Raw genomic sequence first — 13999 nt, 5'->3', positions numbered from 1 at the left:
GATCAGGCCAGACGGCCCGGTCAATCACCAAACATCTTCTGCTTGAGTTCGCGGCGTTGTTGTGCTTCGAGGGACAACGTGGCAGTGGGACGGGCAATCAGGCGGCCCACACCAATGGGTTCGCCGGTTTCGTCGCAGTAGCCATAGTCACCTGCGTCGATGCGGGCAATGGACTGCTCGATCTTCTTGAGCAGCTTGCGCTCGCGGTCGCGGGTGCGCAGCTCCAGGGCATGTTCCTCTTCGATCGTGGCGCGGTCGGCCGGATCGGGCACCACCACGGTGTCTTCACGAAGGTGTTCGGTGGTTTCACCAGCGCTGTTGTGGATCTCCTGCTTGAGCTGCACCAGCTTCAGGCGGAAGAAGGCCATCTGCTTGTCGTTCATGTACTCGTCGTCAGGCATGGCCATGACTTCGGCATCGGTCAACTCAGCGGCGGACTTGGTTTTCCAGTTGTTCGCCAGCTTGGGGTCTTTTTTGGCAGCCGTATACGTAGGCTGTGCTTGCGCGGTCGTGGGCATGGTATGTAGATAACTGGCTTTGGCAGCGGTCGAAGCCACTGTCTGTGCCATGGATGGTACGGTCAATTGGGCCAATCGTGAAGAAGGCCGGGTTGTGCGCACGGGTACCTGCGAGCCTGCTTGCAGCACGGGTGCCGGAGCAGGAGCCGCCACGGCGGGGGGTGCGGCCACCTTGGGCGCCGCAGCAGCCTTGGCAGTGGCCTTCGCAGCAACTTTGGGTGCCGCTGGGGCGGCGGCGCTTTTCGCCGCGGCAGGGGTTGCCTTGGTGGTCCCCTTGGATTTGCTGGTGTCGGCTTTCACTTCCTGGTCTCCTCGCAGTACGGGCGGGCCCTAGCTGCATTCGCAGCCAAGGGCGGGTGGCAAGCCTTCCGGGGTTTTACCGGGGCGCGATTGTATCGACCTGGGCTGACGCAAACGAAAACGTTGCAGATACAACACAAACACGCCGTTCTCCCCTGGGCGGCACAGGCCCCGGTGAGGGTCAGACCAGGCTTTGTTCCAGCCCCTGCAGGAAGATGTCCTTGGGCAGGTCAATGCCAATAAAGACCATCTTGCTCGTGCGCGTCTCACCCTCGGCCCATTGGGGTCCCAGATCGCTTCCCATGAGCTGGTGCACCCCCTGGAAGATCACCTTGCGTTCAGTGCCCTTCATATTAAGCACACCTTTGTAGCGCAGCATGCGCGGGCCGTAAATATTCACGATGGCCCCCAGGAAGTCCTCCAGCTTGGCCGGGTCGAATGGCCGGTCGGAGCGGTAAACGAAGCTCTTCACATCATCGTCGTGGTGATGGTGGTGACCATGGCCATGCTGGTGCGAGGGGTGGCTGCAGTGCTCGCCATGTTCGTGGTCATGGTCGTGGTGGTCATGCCCATCCCCTTCTTCCTTGAGGAAGTCTGGGTCGATGTCCAGCTTGGCATTGAGGTTGAAGCCGCGCAGGTCCAACACCTCCTTGAGCGGCACTTCGCCAAAATGCACGGCCTTGATGGGCGCGCGCGGGTTCATGTGCTTGAGGCGATGGATCAGCGCCTCGGTCTCGTCCTTGGACACCAGGTCGGTCTTGGACAAGAAGATCTGGTCCGCAAAACCCACCTGGCGGCGCGCTTCCTGGCGGTCATTGAGCTGCTGGGGTGCGTGCTTGGCGTCCACCAGGGTGATGATGGAGTCGATGAGGTAGGTCTCGGCGATTTCTTCGTCCATGAAGAAGGTCTGCGCCACCGGGCCGGGGTCGGCCACGCCGGTGGTCTCGATCACGATGCGGTCGAACTCGAGCAGGTTCTTGCGCTTCTTGGCGGCCAGTAGCTGCAGCGTCTCGCGCAGGTCTTCGCGGATGGTGCAGCAGATGCAGCCGTTGCTCATCTGCACGATCTGCTCCTTGGACTCGGTCACGAGGATGTCGTTGTCGATGTTTTCTTCGCCGAATTCGTTCTCGATCACGGCGATCTTCTGGCCATGGGCTTCGGAGAGCAGGCGCTTGAGCAGCGTGGTTTTGCCCGAGCCCAGGAAGCCGGTGAGGATAGTGACGGGGATCAGTGCCATAAATCTGTCTTTCAAGGGAATCAAATACATGCACTGCAGCCCGATGCTGCGGGCTGCAGGGCCCCGCACAGGGGGCGTTTTTTCAGTGTACCGAGGCTGTCAAGCCCCTGCCGGACGCCGCCGGGCTCACCCTTTGCGCATCACGACCAAGCCCTTGAGGTATTCCCCTTCCGGAAACTCCAGCGTCATGGGGTGGTCGGGCGCGCCGCCCAGGCGCTCCAGGATGTAGCCGTCCACGCCCGCATCCGCGCCCGCCGACGCCACGATCTTGTGGAACAGGTCGGCGCTGATGCCGCCCGAACACGAGAAGGTGAACAGTACCCCGCCCGGGGTCAGCAGTTGCAGCGCCAGCCGGTTGATGTCCTTGTAGGCCCGCGCGGCCCGCTCGGCGTGCGCAGCAGTGGGTGCGAACTTGGGCGGGTCGAGGATGATGGCGTCAAAACGCTGGCCCTCCTTGAGGAACTGGCGCAGTGAAGCGTTCACGTCGGCATCCATAAAGCTCGCGCGGTTCGGGTCGAAGCCGTTGAGCGCCACGTGCGCACGGACCCGCTCCAAGGCGGGACCGGACGAGTCGATGGACGTCACATGCCCATCGGCCACGGTGCCTGCTGCACGCATGCCCGCCAGTGCCGCCACGCTGAAGCCGCCGGTGTAGCAAAAGCAGTTGAGCACATGCTTGAAACCCAGGCGCTGGGTGTAGTCAGCAAACCGCTGGCGGCTGTCGCGCTGGTCCAGGTAGAAGCCGGTCTTGTGGCCCTCAGCGATGTTGAGCGTCAGACGCCACTGGTGTTCACGGATCGTGAGTTCGAGCGGCGGCCCCTCGCCATCACCTGCCGCACCCGAGGGCCCGCCGCGCAGCCAGCCGGTGGCGGGCTCCAGGCCCTCCAGCGAACGCACGCTGGCATCCGAGCGCTCGTAGAGCTTGGTCAGCCCCGTTTCGCGCAGCAGCGCATCGGCAATCACGCCCTTCCAGCGCTCGGTGCCTGCGCTGGTGAACTGCGCCACCAGCGTATCGCCATAGCGGTCCACGATGAGCCCCGGCAGACCGTCGGATTCGCCGTGCACCAGACGCACGCCATCACTTTGCACATCAAATCGGGCTCTGGCGATTATGGATCGGGCGCAAGAAGCTATAAAAAAAGGAGCATCAATGCGCTGTGCTTCGTCAAAGCTCCACACCCGTGCGCGGATGCGCGAGGTCGGACTGAAGGCGGCCCAAGCCAGGAACTGGCCTTCGTGCGACTCCACACGCACGGTCTCGCCGCTGTCGCCGCCGCCCTTGGCGATGGCCGATTCGAAGATCCAGGGGTGGCGACGCAGGAGCGAGCGCTCTTTGCCAGGGCGAAGGCGAAGGGTTTTCATGCCCCGGATTGTGCGGGCTCACCGCTGCCGTCCAACCATCATCCCTTGAAAAACAGCATGCGCGGCCCCCCGCAGCAAGCCCGCCCATTTGCACAGAAGAACGCACGACAGCGCTGGTGATGGAAGCATATTTATCATTTTGAAAATCATTTATTTGACAAATGTGATTCAATCTTCTTAGAATTCGCACAACTATCATTTTTATCAAAAAGACATGCCAGCGAATCTTCACACCCTATCCAGCCTGGGTTCTATCCCTGATGCAGCCCCAACGGTCTTGACCGATCTTCGCGAGTTCCTTGCATTCAAGATCGGCAACGAGGAGTACGGCGTAGACATCCTGCGGGTGCAGGAGATCCGTTCGTACGAAAAGCCCACCACCATCGCCAATGCCGCCGCCGACCTGAAGGGCGTGGTCAACCTGCGCGGCGTGATCGTGCCCATCATCGACCTGCGCCTGAAGCTGGGCTTGCCAGAGGCTCGCTATGACCATCTGACCGTTGTGATCGTGCTCAACATTGGTCAGCGCGTCGTGGGCGTTGTGGTGGATGGCGTGTCTGATGTGCTCACGCTGGAGAGAGAGCAATTGCGCCCTGTCCCTGCACTCGACATGGACGTGGATCGGGACCACCTGCTGGCCATCGGATCGGTCGATGACCGGATGCTCATCCTGCTCGACATCGAAAAGCTCTTGGCACCCTCGTTGCCATCGCCCCTCACCGTGCAATGACACGCTGTCGCATTGCCACGAAACACAAACACACCTACACGGAATCCCTATGAACTTCTTCAGAGCATTCGGCATTGCGAAACGCCTGCACCTGCTGTCCTTCGCACTCATCAGTGGCCTGACCCTGGTCGCGCTTCTCGCATGGTTCAACCTCTCCGAGGTCACCGCCCAAACCCGAAAGGTCGCCACAGAGTCCGTTCCCCACCAGTTGCGACTGGCAGCCATGGAGCTCAACGTCACACGATCATCTCTCCAGTTGCGCCATGCGCTGCTGGTCAGGACACCCAGCGACCTGAAGGCCACCTTGGCGGACGTTGCGGAGAAAAAGAAACTGATCGACACCGACCAGTTGGCACTGGAAAAAACTGCTGTCACCACCACCGAAAAGACTGAATACGCTGCACTCGTTCAGGCGCTGGGCACGTTCTGGCAGATCGCAGGGCAAAACATCCAGTTGATTGAGCAAGGTAACAAGGAAGAAGGCTTCGACTTTCTGGTCGCCAAGACGATTCCTGCCCGCAACGTGGTGCTGGAGATGCTGAGCAAGCAAAAGCAACACCAAAACAGTTTGCTGAGCGAAAGCCTTCAAGAAATCGAAGTCGACGCCTAACAGACCCTTTACAGCCTTGTGGCAGCCGTCGCGGCGATTGCAGCCGGTTTGATGGTGTTTTCCTGGTATGTCGGCAGCGTCCTTCAGCGCCGGGTGTCAGAAGCGCAAGTGATCGCAGCCCGCGTGCGCGATGGCGACCTGACCGGAGAGGTCATTGACAACGCCAACGATGAATTCAGCCCGCTGCTGCAAGCGCTCTCCGACATGCAGACATCGCTGACACAGGTTGTCTCGCAGGTACGCCAAGGCTCCGACAGCGTGGCCACTGCCAGCGCGGAGATATCGGCGGGCAACAGCGATCTCTCGGCACGCACCGAAAACCAGGCCAGTGCACTGGAAGAAACCGCAGCATCGATGGAGGAGCTGAATTCGACGGTTCGCCAGAACGCCGAGAACGCCCGCCAAGCCAATCAGCTCGCGCAGAACGCGTCGAACGTGGCAAGCCAAGGCGGCGAAGTTGTCGCAGACGTGGTCCGCACGATGAAAGACATCAACGACAGCTCCCGAAAGATCTCGGACATCATCGGCGTCATTGACGGCATCGCCTTCCAGACGAACATCCTGGCCCTGAACGCCGCCGTGGAGGCCGCCCGTGCGGGTGAACAAGGCCGGGGCTTTGCGGTGGTTGCGAGCGAGGTTCGTAGCCTGGCAAGCCGATCCGCAGACGCCGCGCGCGAAATCAAAGTGCTGATCGGTGCCAGTGTGGAACGGGTAGAAGCCGGCTCCGCCCTCGTGGACCGGGCAGGCCAGACCATGAGCGACGTGGTTTCGGCAATTGGCCGCGTTACCGACATCATGGCGGAGATCAGCGCAGCCAGTTCCGAGCAGAGCCAGGGCGTGGACCAGGTGAACGAAGCCGTCACCCAGATGGACCAGGCCACCCAGCAGAACGCAGCACTGGTGGAGGAAATGGCAGCAGCAGCCAGCAGCCTCAACACCCAGGCAGCGGAGCTGGTCAACGTGGTTTCCTCCTTCAAGATTTCGCCCTTGGCTTTGGAAGAGCGCCCTGCGGTGGTGTCCCCACAAGGAGCGCTCAGCACGTCCACCACATATGCTTCACGGCCGCCGATGGCCCGGAAAGCCCCAAACCAGCGATCAGCAACTTCCGCCATCAAGGCGGCTGTCCGAAGTGTCGCAATGGCGAAATCGGGCGTGGCGCATCTGCCTTCGGCAAAACTCGTGACTGCCGCTCCACATGCAGAGAAAGAATGGGAAAACTTCTAGGAACCCGCCGGACTTGGAAAACGTCGGCTGCAAGTTGCCCCCCCAGGGGCAACTTTCGCTATCGGCACTCCAAGCCCGACAGCCTCAAGGCCAGACGCCAGACGTCTGCTGTTGAAGTCCCCTTGGAATCACCACCTTCGGGTGGTTTTTCTATTGTTCAGAAGCTGTGAAATGATCCACGTACCGGCAATAGGCAGCCGTTTGCGAGATGCAAAGGATTCAATTTTCGCCTTGAACAGAAACCACACGCAGCACCTGCTGCCGCAACTGTCGCCATCCCTGTTGCATAAGGTCAGAATCGCCCCCTGCAGCCCACTCCTCGGTGCTTCGCGCACACTGGGCAGCTGGCGCCTCACCCAGCATCGTCAACACTGACTTGAGGTTGTGCGCCACGCGCCGCAGCGCCTGTGCATCTTGCGCCGCCACGGCCAGATCGCCTTCCATTACATCTTGAGGAAACCGGGCCAGGCATGCCTGTCGATAAGCTTCGTAAAGCGCTCGGTTGCCGCCGAAAAACTCGGCCACTGGATTGTGTTGAGCAACGGTGACGACGGCGGAATCGGCCTGAGCCCCCAAGTCGAGGCTGGCCAGAGTCTCAGAAACACACGCCATCAGCGCCCCCACGGAGGCGGGTTTGTGCAGAACGCGCCAGACGTTGAGCGACTCCAACCGGCGCTGCGTGGCTGGGTCAATCCCACCACTGAACACCACGGTGCGGCAGGCCGCTCCCTGAGGCGAAAGATTTGTCTGCATCCAAACCAGTAGATCAAGGCCGGAGCCATCGGGCAGGGTCAGATCCGTGAGGACCAGGGGTGCCACTTCGGTGGTCAGCGCCTGCTTCGCCTCGGCGAGCGTGGCGCATGGCACCAGATTCACGCCGAGGGGATCGAGCGCCATCTGGACAAACCGGCGCACTGACGGATCGTCCTCAACCAACAGCACGCGCGGCTGCGTCACGACGGCGCTCAGGCCTTCTCGGCCACAGGACGTAGGAACCCCGCCAACAACGCAGGCAGCTCCTGCACCAAGCGGGGCTTGTGCACCACAGGCAACCCGGCCAGCGCAAAGGCGTAGGGACTGCGCTGCTCTTCGTCGAGCGAGGTCACAACGATCAGACGGCTGCGCTGGAACTGGGGATGCGAGCGCAGACGCGCAATCAGCGTTGCGCCATCAATGCCAGGAAGAAGGATGTCCACAATCAGCACATCCGGCTGCAGTTCGCCCGCCATCGCCAAGCCAACGATGCCGTCGTCTGCCACATGCAGTTCCACTTGCGGGAAATCGTGCGCCATCAACAGCTTCACCAGGGTCTGGAAATGTGCGGAATCCTCGATCAGCAACACCCGCTGGCCGTGTGTACCCGCTGGTTCGCGAGAAGCGCCGACCTGCTCGGCGCGCCTGGGAGCAGCTTTGACCACCCCATCGTCTGGCGCGACCACCACACCAGACACGGCAACTTCGGCAACCGGTACAACGGGCTGGCCCTGACCCTGCCGCTGGGCCAGCCAGCGCTCGACCGATGCCTTCGCGATGCGCCGATGACCTCCTGGTGTTTTCCAGGCCTCCAGCTCACCCCGGTCCACCATCAGCTGGACAGAACGAACCGCCATACCCAGCACCCGCGCCACATCACGGGTACTGCAATCCACCGGCAGCGAAGAGAGAAGACTGAGTTCCATAGTGGCGAATTTTATCACTTCGAGAAATCACTTTTGTGATAAAATTGATAAAATAGTTACAGCAAGTGCCCAACCATGAACAAACGCATTCTGATCATCGAAGACCATGCGGATATCCGCCGACTGATCCGCATGACCCTGGAGTTCGAAGACCACGACATCCATGAAGCCGTCAACGCCGACGAGGGCCTGGAGGCCGTGCGAACGCTGCGCCCCCAGTTACTGTTGCTGGACATCATGATGCCCGGAAGCATGGACGGACTCGATCTGTGCCGCCTTGTCAAAAGCGACCCATCGCTGGGCAAACCCTGGGTGGTGCTGCTGACGGCTCGCGGGCAAAGCCAGGATATCGAGGCGGGGATGATGGCCGGGGCCGACGCCTATCTGCTCAAGCCCTTCAGCCCCCTCAAACTGATCGAAACCATCAACCACCTGGGCACAACCCCCGGCGAGGCGCCATGAACATGGTTGCAGCTGCACGCGAAAATACCCAGTTCAGCCCTGCGGCGGCCGACCAGATGGAGAAGATCGTCTTCGATCTGGGGCGCATGTACCAGGAACGCAACGAGGCGTTGCAGGAAGTGGCCCGCGCCCACCATGAGGCACTGTTTCTGCTGTCCATGGCGGCGGAATACAAAGACGATGACACAGGCATCCACATCGTGCGCATCGGATTCCTGGCCGAGGCCCTGGCACTTTTTCTGGGCGAGTCCAAGGACTACGCCCTGATGCTGCGCAAGGCGGCCCCCATGCATGACATTGGCAAGATCGGCATTCCTGACGACGTGCTGAAGAAACCTGGTGCCTTCACGCCTCAGGAGCGCATGATCATGAACCGGCACCCTGCCATCGGGGCAGACATCCTGGGAAAATCGCGCATCGCGCTGTTCCAGGTGGCCGCCGAAATTGCGCTTGCACACCATGAACGCTGGGATGGCAAGGGTTACCCGAACCAGTTGGCAGGCCAAGCCATCCCCCTGTCGGGGCGCATTGTGACCATTGTGGACTTCTACGACGCCCTGACCATGGACCGCGTCTACCGCCCGGCCTTCAGCCACGAAAAAGCGCTGGAGATGCTCCTGGCAGAACGAGGCAAAGCCTTCGACCCGGATATCGTGGACTGCTTCCTGCGCAACAGCGCCGCCATTTCGGCCTTGCGTGAGCAAGTCACGGTCGGACGCATGACCTTCGCCGACCTGATCAACCGCAAGCAGGAGGCACCATGATCTTCCGTACATACCGAGTGCAGGCTGCGGTGCTCATGCTCCTGGCTACCGCTCTGGCCTCCTGGGGCGCCACAGCAGGTGAGGTTCAGGACCGCGTTCAGGCCCGGGGTGAAGTCAGGGTCTGTATCTGGCCCGCGTACCAGCGCATCTCGTTTCGGGACCCGCGCTCCGGCCAGCTCAGCGGCCTGGACATCGATCTGGCTACGGCACTGGCGTCTGATCTGCGCGTCAAGCTGCGATTCGTGGACTCCTCCTTTGTCACCTTGGTGCAGGACCTGCAGGCAGGCACATGCGATGTAGCGATGTTCGGCATCGCCATGCTGCCGCAGCGCATGGAGCAACTCCAGTTCTCCACGCCCTATTTGCAAAGCGATATCTATGCCGTAACCACACGCACCAGCCGCATCGTGCGGCAGTGGAGTGACATCGACCAACCCGGCGTGCAGGTAGGCGTGCAGGCTGGAACGTTCATGGAGCCCGTCATGCGGCAACGCCTCAAGCATGCAGGTCTCGTCTCCATCCACCTGCCACAGACGCGCGAACGCGAGCTCATTGCGGGCCGCGTGGACGTCTTCATGACCGATTACCCCTACGGTCGCGCACTGATCGAAAGCACGGAATGGGCCGCACTGGTGCCCCCCCCCAAGCCGTTCTATACGCTCCCCTACGCCCATGCCAGCAAACCAGGCGACGTCGAATGGCGAGCCGTGCTCAACGCTTTTGTCGCCCGGATTCGGCATGACGGCCGCCTGGAAACGGCAGCACGGCGCCACGGACTCGAAAGCATCCTCCTGAACTGATGCCCCTGCCATGAAACGATCCATTCCCTTTGCCAAGCTCAGCTTGCTGGAAGTTGCCAGCAGCAGGGCGCTCTTCGGGGGCACACTTCTCATGCTGGCCGTAATCGTCGGCACCGCATCGCTGATGTGGCTGGAGTTCCGCCGCACAGAAGCTCAGGACCGCAAGCAGCTCGAATTACTGGCCAGCGTCATGGAGTCGCACGCCAGCCAGGTTTTCGACAACACCAAGCTCGCCCTCGACAGCCTTGCGAAAAACCTGACCACCGAGAACCACACTCCCGCGCAGCTCGAAGCACAGCAGTCTTACCGCTTGCAAGGCCTGCCTTTTCTGCGCAGCATCGCCATCGTCAGCTCCGAAGGGCTGGTGCTGGCCTCCACGACCGCCTCGGACCGGGGTGGCCGGGTGGATCTGCAGCGCCTGCCTCCTTCACCAATGACCGAGGAGCGGGTGGTCATTGGAGCCTGGGTGCATGGCCGCACACTCACCCAAGATATGCGCAATGCAGCCGTGCCAGCGGGCCTTGGCTACATTCCCATGGCGCGCCTGGTTCGCCTGCCATCGAACGCTGTGGTGACGTTGGTGGCACAGATCAATCCCGACGCCCTGGCCACCTACCAGCGGCAGTTGATGGAGGCAGGCCACCCTGGCACACAGGTCATGCTGGCATTGGATAACGGGACCTTGCTCACCCAGGTGGGCAACGACACCTTGAATCTTGGAAGCAGCCTGGGCACCCACCCTTTGTTCCAGGGTTTGCTGCCAGCGCACAAAGGAACTTACGGCCCGCTGCAAACCTTTCAGGCCCGTAGCCTGGGCGCCTGGCGCAGCTCCAATAGCCAGCCTCTGGTGGCTTTTGTAGAGCAACCCTATGAAGCCACGACCCAGCAGTGGCTGGACGCAATGCGAGGACCGCTGCTGTTCATGGGGGTGGCCTTGGCGCTGATAGGACTTCTCACGCATGCGTCCTGGCGCAATGCCCGCGCAAAAGAAGTTGCGCAACGTGAACGCGATGAGGCCCAGCAAGAAACCGCACGGCGCGAACAAGAGCTGTCGGTCCTGTTCCGAAGTGTTCAGGAGCTGATCTTCCGCACCGATGCCCAAGGGACCATCCGGTTCGTCAATCCCCGCTGGCATGCCATTACCAACCAGCCCGCTGAAATGGCCCGAGGCCAGCGTCTGCGGGACGTCGTCCACCCCGAGTGCCGCGATGGCGTGGATGCCCTGTTCGACGCCACCCAGCCCCCGGGCGTGCGCATGGCGCAGGTCCGCCTCACGGGACCCGCAGGAGAAACGCGCGCGCTGGACATCTCGGTGGTTCCGCTGCGTGACCGGTCGGGTCAGTTGCGCGGCTTTGCGGGCAGCGCGGTGGATGTGACAGCCCTGCTGGCCGCCCAGCAAAGCCTGCAAGAGCAGCTGGCCCTCACAAGCCAGGTGCTCGAATGCAACCCGTTGCCCATCTGCATGACCGACACTGAAGGACGTCTTCTCTCGGTCAATCAGGCCTGGGAAAGTTTCATGGGGCTGTCGCGCAAAAGCGTCCTGGGGATGCGCAACATCGACTTTCTGCCCACGCAGGAGGCGCAGGCGTACTGCGCACACCAAGAACAACTGTTGCGCGAGGGCGGTCGTGTCCGCTACGAAGAGCGCATGCGCCGGCCCGATGGCAGCTTCCGGGACGTGCAGGTCACCAAGGTGCTCGTCACCACCAATGGCAAGCAGCCCATCGGCATCCTGACCGCCAAGATGGACATCACGGAATTCCGGGCCGCACGCGATCTGGCCGAAGAGGCGTCGCGCTCCAAGTCGGAATTTGTGGCCAACATCAGCCACGAGTTGCGCACGCCCCTGCAATCCATCCTGGGCTTCTCCGAACTCGGACTGGCGCGGGGCCGCCATCAATCCAAGCTGGCGTCCATGTTCAGCGACATCCACGACGCGGGCCAGCGCATGCTGGTGCTGGTCAATGACCTGCTCGACATCGCAAAGATCGAGAGCACGGTTGGAGCCTTCCAATTCGAGCGCGCCGACGTGCGCGATCTCATCGAGGAAGTGGCGGCAGAGATGGAGTTGCTGCTGGACCGCAAACGCCTGGGCCTGGGCTTGCGACTGGGCCGCATGCCTTTGATCGCCAAAGTGGATCCATCGCGCTTTCAGCAAGTGGTGCGCAATGTACTGAGCAACGCCATCAAGTTCTCTCCCGAAGACAGCATCATCGACATCACCGCCGGAGTCTCGGACGACCACAGCATCCACATCCAGGTGCGCGACCAAGGCCCGGGCATTCCTCCCGCAGAGCTGGAGACCGTGTTCCAGGCCTTCGTGCAATCGAGCAAGACGCGCGATGGCTCCGGCGGAACGGGCCTGGGCCTGGCGATATGCCGCAAGATCGTCGAAGCACATGGGGGGCGCATCCATGCCACCAACGGACCCGACGGCGGTACCATCTTCCATATCATGCTGCTCACCGCAGGCTACACGGACACCATGCCAGCCCCGCTCACATGAACAGGAAGCACCCCACCTCCAACTGGCGCAGCAGCCCCGCGCTGAGGTACTTTGTGGTGGCCTGCGTTTTCAGCGCTGTAGTGCTGCTGGGTGCCTGGGCCACCATGGCCGCCATGCTGCGCTGGCAGTGGAAAGAAACCCTGGACGCCGAGATGCGCCAGAACACCAACACCGCCCTGGCACTGAAGGAGCACACGCTGCGCATCCTGGACACGGTGGACCAGGCCATGTGGCGTTTGCAGCATACCGCCGAAGACGGACCACTCAACGGCGAGGACCTGGCAACCATCGCCAATGAAACCGGCATGGTGCCGCACATCCTGACGCAGTTGTCCTTCGTGGGCCCCGATGGCCGCTTTCAGGGCAGCAACCTCGACCCCGACGGCTCGCGCAGCAACCATGTGAGCCTGATGGACCGCGACCATATCCGGGTGCACTTGCTGCCCGCCGAAGCGGCCCCGCCCAGCTCTGGCATGCTGCACAACGGCCTTTTCATCAGCAAGTCCCTGCTGGGCAAGGTGTCGGGGGTATCGACCATCCAGCTCTCACGCAAAGTCACGGCCGCGGATGGGCGCGTCCTGGGGGTGGTGGTGGCGTCACTCAATCCACGCCATTTCGCCGACGTGTACCGAGGCGTGCAACTGGGCAGCGACGGCGGTGTGGGACTTGCGGGGCTTGACGGAGTGATCCGTGTGCGCGTGTTGGGAGGTGTCAGCACAGAGGTTGGGATGCAACTGCCCGCGCCCCTCCTGCAAGCACTGCGCAGCCAGGACAGCGGGGCCATGTTGTCGCCATCGTCCGACGCCAGACTGCGCATTATTGGTTTCAGCCGTGTCGGAAGTTACCCGCTTGCCGTACTCAGCGGCACCTCAGAAGAACACTCTTTCGCCCGCTGGCGCACCACACGCGACACGATCCTGTGGTTGACGGCACTGTTGAGCCTGGCGGTTGTGGCCTTTGTCGCCGTATTTCTGGGAAGCATTCGCAGGCTGGCGGTCAGCCACGCGGCACTGACCCGCAGCGAGGCCGAAGCCCAGCGCGCCAACCAGGCCAAAAGCGAATTCCTGGCCGCCATGTCGCACGAGCTGCGTACTCCGCTGACGAGCATCCGCGGCTTTGCCGAACTTATGGAGCTGCGCAGCAACGATCCACAGACCCGGGAGCAATCGAGCCTTATCCGCCAGGGCGCAGAACACCTGAACGCTCTGCTGACGGAAATCCTCGACCTGGCGCGGATTGAAGCGGGTGCCATGCCAGCGCACCCCGAGCCCGTGGAACTGCCCGGTCTGCTGCACGATGTGATTGAGCTTTTCCGCGTCAGTGCCGTGGCCAAATCGCTGGCACTCACGGCGACCACGGCCGCCAATGTCCCGAACGCCCTGGTAACCGACCGCCTCAAGCTCAAGCAAATCCTGAACAATCTCTTGTCCAATGCCATCAAATTCACCCCATCGGGCACCGTGTGCCTGGCCGTGGATACCAGCGCAGACGGTCACCACGTGCAGTTCCATGTCACAGACACGGGCCCAGGTATCCCGGAAAACCTGCACGAGGTCATTTTCGAAAAGTTCAGCCAGGGCCACGCCCGCGTCAGCTACCAACACGGGGGCACCGGACTGGGGCTGTCGCTGTCTCGTGCGCTTGCCCAACTGCTGGGCGGCACGTTAACCGTCAGGTCCCGGGTGGGCGAGGGCTCCACATTTACGCTGTCGCTGCCGCTGCAAATTCCGCCGAAAGCCGCCCCGCCCTTCGCATAAGCCGCATTGCTTACCACTGCGGGGCCGATACACCGCAGTGGTTTATTGGT

At 61.9% G+C, this 13999-nt stretch carries 11 protein-coding genes and 1 pseudogene; 7 read left to right on the top strand and 5 right to left on the bottom strand.

The annotated features are described in order from the left end of the window. Nucleotides 1-20: 20 nt before the first annotated feature. The 3 genes from dksA to AC2YJX_RS18970 form a co-directional block, all read right to left on the bottom strand. Complete coding sequence (gene dksA / locus AC2YJX_RS18980) at nt 21-818, bottom strand: RNA polymerase-binding protein DksA (RefSeq protein WP_487256956.1); 798 nt, start codon at nt 816-818, stop codon at nt 21-23. 181 nt (nt 819-999) lie between these two features. Then, a complete protein-coding gene (locus tag AC2YJX_RS18975; RefSeq protein WP_487256955.1) occupies nt 1000-2055 on the bottom strand; it encodes a CobW family GTP-binding protein in 1056 nt (351 codons plus the stop codon). Nucleotides 2056-2181: 126 nt separating this feature from the next. Continuing rightward, nucleotides 2182-3417 carry a class I SAM-dependent rRNA methyltransferase gene (locus AC2YJX_RS18970; RefSeq protein ID WP_487256954.1) on the bottom strand — a complete coding sequence of 412 codons (1236 nt, stop codon included), beginning with the start codon at nt 3415-3417 and terminating at the stop codon, nt 2182-2184. Nucleotides 3418-3694: 277 nt separating this feature from the next. On the opposite strand from AC2YJX_RS18970, the gene AC2YJX_RS18965 reads away from it, so the two are divergent. Next, the gene (locus tag AC2YJX_RS18965; protein ID WP_228897342.1) at nt 3695-4147 is read left to right on the top strand and encodes a chemotaxis protein CheW; all 453 of its coding nucleotides are present in this window, start codon (nt 3695-3697) and stop codon (nt 4145-4147) included. A 49-nt stretch (nt 4148-4196) separates the two neighbouring features. Next, nucleotides 4197-5981: pseudogene (locus AC2YJX_RS18960) on the top strand (methyl-accepting chemotaxis protein). Between the two features lie 219 nt (nt 5982-6200). Here AC2YJX_RS18960 and AC2YJX_RS18955 read toward each other — a convergent pair. Both AC2YJX_RS18955 and AC2YJX_RS18950 read right to left on the bottom strand, forming a co-directional pair. Then, nucleotides 6201-6938 carry a response regulator gene (locus tag AC2YJX_RS18955; protein WP_436130242.1) on the bottom strand — a complete coding sequence of 246 codons (738 nt, stop codon included), beginning with the start codon at nt 6936-6938 and terminating at the stop codon, nt 6201-6203. A gap of 8 nt (nt 6939-6946) precedes the next feature. Next, the gene (locus tag AC2YJX_RS18950; RefSeq protein WP_218298812.1) at nt 6947-7660 is read right to left on the bottom strand and encodes a response regulator; all 714 of its coding nucleotides are present in this window, start codon (nt 7658-7660) and stop codon (nt 6947-6949) included. Between the two features lie 75 nt (nt 7661-7735). On the opposite strand from AC2YJX_RS18950, the gene AC2YJX_RS18945 reads away from it, so the two are divergent. From AC2YJX_RS18945 to AC2YJX_RS18925, 5 genes are read left to right on the top strand one after another with little or no spacing between them, the layout of a single operon-like run. Continuing rightward, on the top strand, nt 7736-8122 hold the full coding sequence (locus tag AC2YJX_RS18945; protein WP_055399596.1) for a response regulator transcription factor: 387 nt from the start codon (nt 7736-7738) through the stop codon (nt 8120-8122). Beyond that, nucleotides 8119-8886, top strand: a complete 768-nt coding sequence (locus AC2YJX_RS18940; protein ID WP_369801381.1) for an HD-GYP domain-containing protein — start codon at nt 8119-8121, stop codon at nt 8884-8886. Before AC2YJX_RS18945 ends, AC2YJX_RS18940 begins: the two co-directional genes overlap by 4 nt. Continuing rightward, complete coding sequence (locus AC2YJX_RS18935; protein WP_487256953.1) at nt 8883-9686, top strand: ABC transporter substrate-binding protein; 804 nt, start codon at nt 8883-8885, stop codon at nt 9684-9686. Before AC2YJX_RS18940 ends, AC2YJX_RS18935 begins: the two co-directional genes overlap by 4 nt. A gap of 10 nt (nt 9687-9696) precedes the next feature. Then, nucleotides 9697-12192: a sensor histidine kinase gene (locus AC2YJX_RS18930; RefSeq protein WP_487256952.1), complete on the top strand. Its 2496-nt coding sequence runs from the start codon at nt 9697-9699 to the stop codon at nt 12190-12192. Beyond that, nucleotides 12189-13949 (top strand): sensor histidine kinase, encoded by a 1761-nt coding sequence (locus AC2YJX_RS18925; protein WP_487256951.1) that lies wholly within the window; start codon nt 12189-12191, stop codon nt 13947-13949. The genes AC2YJX_RS18930 and AC2YJX_RS18925 overlap by 4 nt, the downstream gene beginning before the upstream one ends. Nucleotides 13950-13999 lie beyond the last annotated feature (50 nt).

The organism is Acidovorax sp. SRI_002, from assembly GCF_057586455.1.
This window is presented reverse-complemented; position numbering and strand designations above follow the sequence as displayed.

What these genes read in the sequence shown, in the direction of transcription:
- AC2YJX_RS18925 (WP_487256951.1), top strand. Translation starts at nt 12,189, where the DNA reads ATGAACAGGAAGCACCCCACCTCCAACTGGCGCAGCAGCCCCGCGCTG.
- AC2YJX_RS18930 (WP_487256952.1), top strand. Translation starts at nt 9,697, where the DNA reads ATGAAACGATCCATTCCCTTTGCCAAGCTCAGCTTGCTGGAAGTTGCC.
- AC2YJX_RS18940 (WP_369801381.1), top strand. Translation starts at nt 8,119, where the DNA reads ATGAACATGGTTGCAGCTGCACGCGAAAATACCCAGTTCAGCCCTGCG.
- AC2YJX_RS18970 (WP_487256954.1), bottom strand. Translation starts at nt 3,417, where the DNA reads ATGAAAACCCTTCGCCTTCGCCCTGGCAAAGAGCGCTCGCTCCTGCGT.
- AC2YJX_RS18975 (WP_487256955.1), bottom strand. Translation starts at nt 2,055, where the DNA reads ATGGCACTGATCCCCGTCACTATCCTCACCGGCTTCCTGGGCTCGGGC.
- AC2YJX_RS18950 (WP_218298812.1), bottom strand. Translation starts at nt 7,660, where the DNA reads ATGGAACTCAGTCTTCTCTCTTCGCTGCCGGTGGATTGCAGTACCCGT.
- AC2YJX_RS18935 (WP_487256953.1), top strand. Translation starts at nt 8,883, where the DNA reads ATGATCTTCCGTACATACCGAGTGCAGGCTGCGGTGCTCATGCTCCTG.
- AC2YJX_RS18945 (WP_055399596.1), top strand. Translation starts at nt 7,736, where the DNA reads ATGAACAAACGCATTCTGATCATCGAAGACCATGCGGATATCCGCCGA.